This is a genomic window from Acinetobacter sp. UBA3132, from assembly GCF_002364825.1.
Taxonomy (GTDB): domain Bacteria; phylum Pseudomonadota; class Gammaproteobacteria; order Pseudomonadales; family Moraxellaceae; genus Acinetobacter; species Acinetobacter schindleri.
Map to the genome: position 1 here is coordinate 1 of NZ_DEZM01000119.1, position 5364 is coordinate 5364.

The 5364-nt window shown below is 40.4% G+C and carries 5 protein-coding genes; 3 read left to right on the forward strand and 2 right to left on the reverse strand.

Translation table 11 applies throughout. The annotated features are described in order from the left end of the window. Nucleotides 1–480: 480 nt before the first annotated feature. Nucleotides 481–1818: an amidohydrolase gene (locus tag B4033_RS05930; RefSeq protein WP_286832671.1), complete on the reverse strand. Its 1338-nt coding sequence runs from the start codon at nucleotides 1816–1818 to the stop codon at nucleotides 481–483. Nucleotides 1819–2178: 360 nt separating this feature from the next. Here B4033_RS05930 and B4033_RS05935 point away from each other — a divergent pair, with 360 nt between their 5' ends. The 3 genes from B4033_RS05935 to B4033_RS05945 all read left to right on the forward strand — a co-directional run bounded on the left by B4033_RS05935 (nucleotide 2179) and on the right by B4033_RS05945 (nucleotide 4209). After that, nucleotides 2179–3408 (forward strand): acetamidase/formamidase family protein, encoded by a 1230-nt coding sequence (locus B4033_RS05935; protein WP_048882477.1) that lies wholly within the window; start codon nucleotides 2179–2181, stop codon nucleotides 3406–3408. 145 nt (nucleotides 3409–3553) lie between these two features. Further along, complete coding sequence (locus B4033_RS05940) at nucleotides 3554–3715, forward strand: hypothetical protein (RefSeq protein ID WP_286832668.1); 162 nt, start codon at nucleotides 3554–3556, stop codon at nucleotides 3713–3715. Further along, on the forward strand, nucleotides 3712–4209 hold the full coding sequence (locus tag B4033_RS05945) for a hypothetical protein (protein ID WP_228156231.1): 498 nt from the start codon (nucleotides 3712–3714) through the stop codon (nucleotides 4207–4209). The genes B4033_RS05940 and B4033_RS05945 overlap by 4 nt, the downstream gene beginning before the upstream one ends. 30 nt (nucleotides 4210–4239) lie before the next feature. Here the strand turns inward: B4033_RS05945 and ruvB are convergent, their stop codons facing one another. Continuing rightward, nucleotides 4240–5247 (reverse strand): Holliday junction branch migration DNA helicase RuvB, encoded by a 1008-nt coding sequence (ruvB, locus tag B4033_RS05950; protein ID WP_286832673.1) that lies wholly within the window; start codon nucleotides 5245–5247, stop codon nucleotides 4240–4242. Between the last annotated feature and the right edge of the window lie 117 nt (nucleotides 5248–5364).

Below are 5364 nucleotides of genomic sequence, written 5' to 3' on the forward strand. Positions count from 1 at the left end.
ATGTAATAAAGAATTAAAGTTTTAAATCATATAATATTTAACATGCTTGAATATTAGACGATAAGACAGGAGATATTGAAGCAAAAATATATTTGAAAATACAAGTTATTTAGACAGCTTTTAAATAGATGAATGGCATGCTATTAAATAATAGCTAAAAGAAATTAATCTTATCCTATACAGGTTTTTGTTAAATTAATTGAACAATATTAAGAATCACCAGCAAAAAGTGAGTAAATCACCTGTTCTGATTCAAACACTAGACTCTAGCTGCTTTGATCTGTCTCTTTATTATAAGGCTCCTTAGATTGATTTTCTTTCTAAGGGGAGCTGCAAACAGTACGGTGAATATCTACCTAGGGTTATTGTGGAATATAAGAGAAGAGAGTTGATGTTTAAATCAGAACAGATAGAAAAGTGTTGTATAGAAAGATGAAAAAATGAATGAGTCCAAAAACTCATTCATTTGGATACATCAGATTATTTCTTCTTTTTCCAGTTGGCCTGCACCTGCTCAGCCACTTTCGGATAGTCCAGAATAAAGCGAACATGACTTTCAACCCCAGTTTTCAGGGTCGCATCATCGACAATGAAATTCGGGTTATGGTTTGGTGCGGCCTGATTCATATCCTGATCAGCTGGTGTTGCTCCAACAAATACAAACAGGGATGGCATCAGCTGGCCATAGTAAGCAAAATCTTCACTAGCGCTGGCATTGTTGTCTAAAACATGCAGTTTATCTTCGCCCTGTACGCTTGCTAAGGTCGGGCGCATTAATTCAGTCAAGGTTTTATCATTGGTGGTGACCGGTGCATAGGGAGAGATTTCAACCTTGACCTTGACATCGTTGGCAGCAGCATTGTGTTCCAGCATTTTCGGCAAGTCTTTTAAAATGCCTTGACGCACATCTTCACTATTGGAACGGATGGTGCCGACCATATTGACCTGATCTGGAATGACATTACCGGTTGTGCCACCCTGTATGCTGCCAATACTGACCACGCCCATCCCTTTAGTCAGGTCGGCTTTACGGCTGATCAGACTTTGTAAATTGGTCACCATCTGGGCAGAGGCATAAATCGGGTCTTTACCTGCCCAAGGCATGGAGCCATGTACCTGACTGCCATTCACCTGAATGCTTAAATGATCGGCACTATTTAAAATCGCACCATCTTTATAGAAAATATTGCCACTTGGCATACCTGCCATGACATGCATCCCGAAAATCACTTCAGGTTTTGGATTGTTCAAGGCACCATCGGCAATCATTTTGCGTGAGCCAATCTGATCGCCATGGGTGAAATTATCAATATCTGCACCACCTTCTTCAGCTGGCTGGAATACAAACACCACTGTTCCTGCAATTTTATCTTTATTGGCGGCCAGAACTTTGGCTGCCCCTAGGAGCATGGCAGTATGTGCATCATGACCACAGGCATGCATTACATGGGTTTCTTTGCCCTGATAAATCGCTTTTTGCTTGCTGGCGAATGATACTGGTGCAGTTTCCTGGATGGGTAAGGCATCCATATCTGCACGCAGGGCCATGACTGGACCCGGTTTTGCACCTTTCAAAACTCCAATCACACCAGTCTTGGCATAACCTTTGCGGACCTCAATACCATAGGACTTCAGTTCCCTTTGCACCAGTTCGGAGGTTTTAAATTCCATATTGCCCAGTTCAGGATGCTGGTGGATATGCTGGCGTAACTTGATGGTATGAGCTTCAGCTTTCTGCACAGAATTATCAATCCAGTCTGCCAGACTCATCTGACTGGCAAACGCAAGTGGAAGACAAAGGCAAAGCCGCTTATACATATTCATATCTGGGGAGAACCTTAAGAATCGGAGATGGTTAAAAGGATATTCTAGAATGGCATACTGGCTTTAAATTAACCAAAACCTGCACGGTATATAGTCAATACTTCTAAGGTATAAAGAGGGAGTTACCTTGCTGTTTAAGGAAATTATTCAGTAAGTTTTATTGTAATTTTATGTATCTCAGGGACATGTGGTTTTTCTCTCTTTATATACCTGCTTCCTATATTGAAATTTATTCAAAGAAGTATAGATCGATCAAATGATTAAATTTTGAATATTTATGATGGGGTATGTACCAGATTGGCATTAGGATTGCATGAAGTTAGCTTGCATTAATTTTTCATGGAATTTGAACATATGTTAAAACCTTTAGCTTTGTCTCTTGCTGTTGCAGCAAGCTTTTCTTTTATTTCTGCACATGCGGCAGCTGAAGATTTTAAAATTTTAAAACAGCTTGAAAGTAAACCAGTCTTACTCAAAAGTGGGGAATATAAAGGGAATTATTATGTTCCAAGCACCTTGAATACCATCACTTGGGGCTATTTACCTAACAAAGATGCCAAACCTGTGTTGACCATTCCATCGGGCAGCACTATTACCTTTGATACAGTTTCGCATGAAGGCTTGCTTGAAGACCAAGGACGTGATGCTGAAAAGTATTTCACTTCTAAAGGTGTGAAACCTGAGCATATTTTGCCTGAAGCGAAACTGATTACAGGTTCTAAGTTAAAGCACGATTTCCATAAAGATGGTCCACATATTATTACCGGACCTGTCTATGTGAAAGATGCGATGCCAGGTGATATTTTAAAAGTCGAGATTTTAAAGGTTGAGCCACGTGTGCCGTATGGTGTGATTTCGAACCGCCATGGCAAAGGCACATTGCCTGAGTTTCCTAAGCGTCAAAAGCATGATCATGCATCGCCTGCAAACCCAGAAGCCTATGGCAATGTTTCCATCTTTACTCCAATTGAAAAGAATAAAGAGGGTATTTGGGAAGGCGTTTTAAAAACTGAATCTGGTAAAGCGATTCGTTTCCCGCTGAATCCGTTTATGGGCACGATGGGCGTTGCACCAAATACGAGCGACCCTGTGCATTCTGTGCCACCATCGTTCTATGGCGGTAACATTGATATTAATGATTTAACCGCAGGTGCGACGGCTTACTATCCTGTACAAGTGCCGGGTGCGTTGTTCTATACGGGTGATAGTCATTTTGTTCAAGGTGATGGTGAGGTCGCATTGACCGCACTTGAAGGTTCTGCACGTGCGACCTTTAAAATTACGGTATTAAAAGCGGGGAGTGACAAAATACCAGGTAAATCGTTGAAGCAGCCTTTGGGTGAAAATGATGAGTTTTGGATTACACCAGGTTTAGATGAAGACCTTGATGAAGCGATGCGTAAGTCGACTCGTGAAGCAGTACGTTTTCTTGTAGATGAATACGGGATTTCAGAAGAAATTGCTTATGCGTACTTAAGTGCTGCAACGGATTTTGAAGTGTCTCAAGTGGTAGATAAAACCAAAGGAATTCATGCCATGATTCGTAAAGCGGACTTTAAGGAGTTTAAGAAAGACACAAAATAAGTCTGAATAAAAACTTAGAAAAAAATAGGTTTGTGCTTTTGCCAACTGATTTAGACATGGTCAGTTGGCTTTTTCTTTTGTAATGCTTTGAAAGTGTTTAGAATATGGAGAATAAATAGTCGATTTAAAATAAGAAGGGCAAGTTGTGGCAGTAGAAGAAAAACAAGCGGTCGTTTTAGAACAGCCGAAAGATCAGAAAGTGTATTTAGATGTGCAGCACTCGACAGATTGGGTTGTTGTAATTAGTGTTATAGCATCAGCTCTTATTAGCTTTATAGGATTCTTAATTACTATATATATATTGTGAAGAAATCAACAGAAAGCCAAATCGTTTCTAATAAAAATCTCGTAAAGCAACAAGAAAGGTTAAAGATTATAGAACTGAAAATATTAAATAGAAATAATATTTTGGATAAAATAAAAGAGTTAGTGAGTGATAATCTTTACTTGGCTGGAAATATACAAAACCAAATTGAAATAGGGATTAATGAGATACGACAACAGAAATTTAATGATTTTTTTCATTCTAGGCATCATGGTGATTTCAAGATAGTACTTAATAATTATCAAAGCTCTATAAATCGTCTAAAAGTATATCTAGGGAATGAAAATCGACATGCACAAGAATTAAATAAACATTTTCGAAGAATGCAATTACTTTCTTGGAGTCTATATACTGCCAATATGCATGAACCAGCTTTGAGTGAAAGTCTTGATCAATGGATAAAAGAGTTTAAAGTGGGTGAAATTTTGGTGCAAAACTATTTGAATGATGAACTTAAACTTATTTATGAAGATTAATAAAAAAGCAGCTTAAGCTGCTTTTTAAAATCACTTATCTTTTGGTTCAGGCGGTGTCATCCCAAACTGCAAATACGCCATATTGGTTGCAATACGACCACGTGCAGTACGCATGACATACCCTTGCTGAATTAAATACGGCTCAATCACATCTTCAAGCGTTCCTGAATCTTCAGCCATTGCTGCAGCCAACGCTTCAACACCCGCAGGACCACCATCAAAACGCTCAAGCAGCATCGACAAATAACGGCGGTCGAGCGTATCCAAACCATCTTTATCGACATTCAGCATATCTAGCGCACGTTGTGCCATGTCTTGGGTCACTTCGCCTGAGCCTTTAACCTGTGCATAGTCACGCACACGACGCAGTAAACGGTTAGCAATACGTGGTGTACCACGAGAGCGGCGAGCAACTTCAAGCGCACCTTCGTTAGTCATTGGCGCATCCATCAAACTTGCTGAACGTTTTACAATATGTGTTAAGTCTTCTACCGAATAGAACTCTAAACGCTGCACAATCCCAAAACGGTCACGCAGCGGAGAGGTGAGCAAACCTGCACGTGTGGTAGCAGCCACTAACGTAAATGGCGGTAAATCCAGTTTAATCGAACGTGCCGCAGGACCTTCACCAATCATGATGTCGAGTTGGTAATCTTCCATCGCCGGGTAAAGAATTTCTTCAATGACGGGTGAAAGACGATGAATTTCATCAATAAATAAAACATCACCTTCCTCTAAGTTGGTCAGCATAGCTGCCAAGTCACCCGCACGCTCTAAAACTGGACCAGAAGTCGACTTTAAGTTACCGCCCATTTCACGTGCGATAATATTGGCCAGCGTGGTCTTGCCCAGACCGGGAGGACCAAAGATCAGGGTATGATCAAGGGCTTCTTCACGGCCACGGGCTGCACCTATAAAGATTTCCATTTGCTCACGAACTACTGGCTGACCAATGTAGTCATCGAGGGAGGTTGGGCGAATCGCACGATCAAACTGATCTTCGGGTTTTTCAGAACCACTGATGAGACGGTCTTGCATATCTAATAACTTAATCTCTTTATTGAAGCTGTTTGATGCTGCGGAAACAGCCTCAAATAATGATTTGTGTTTATCTGCCATTGTGTAGGCGTTGTTTTACTTTTGAAAGATCAAAAG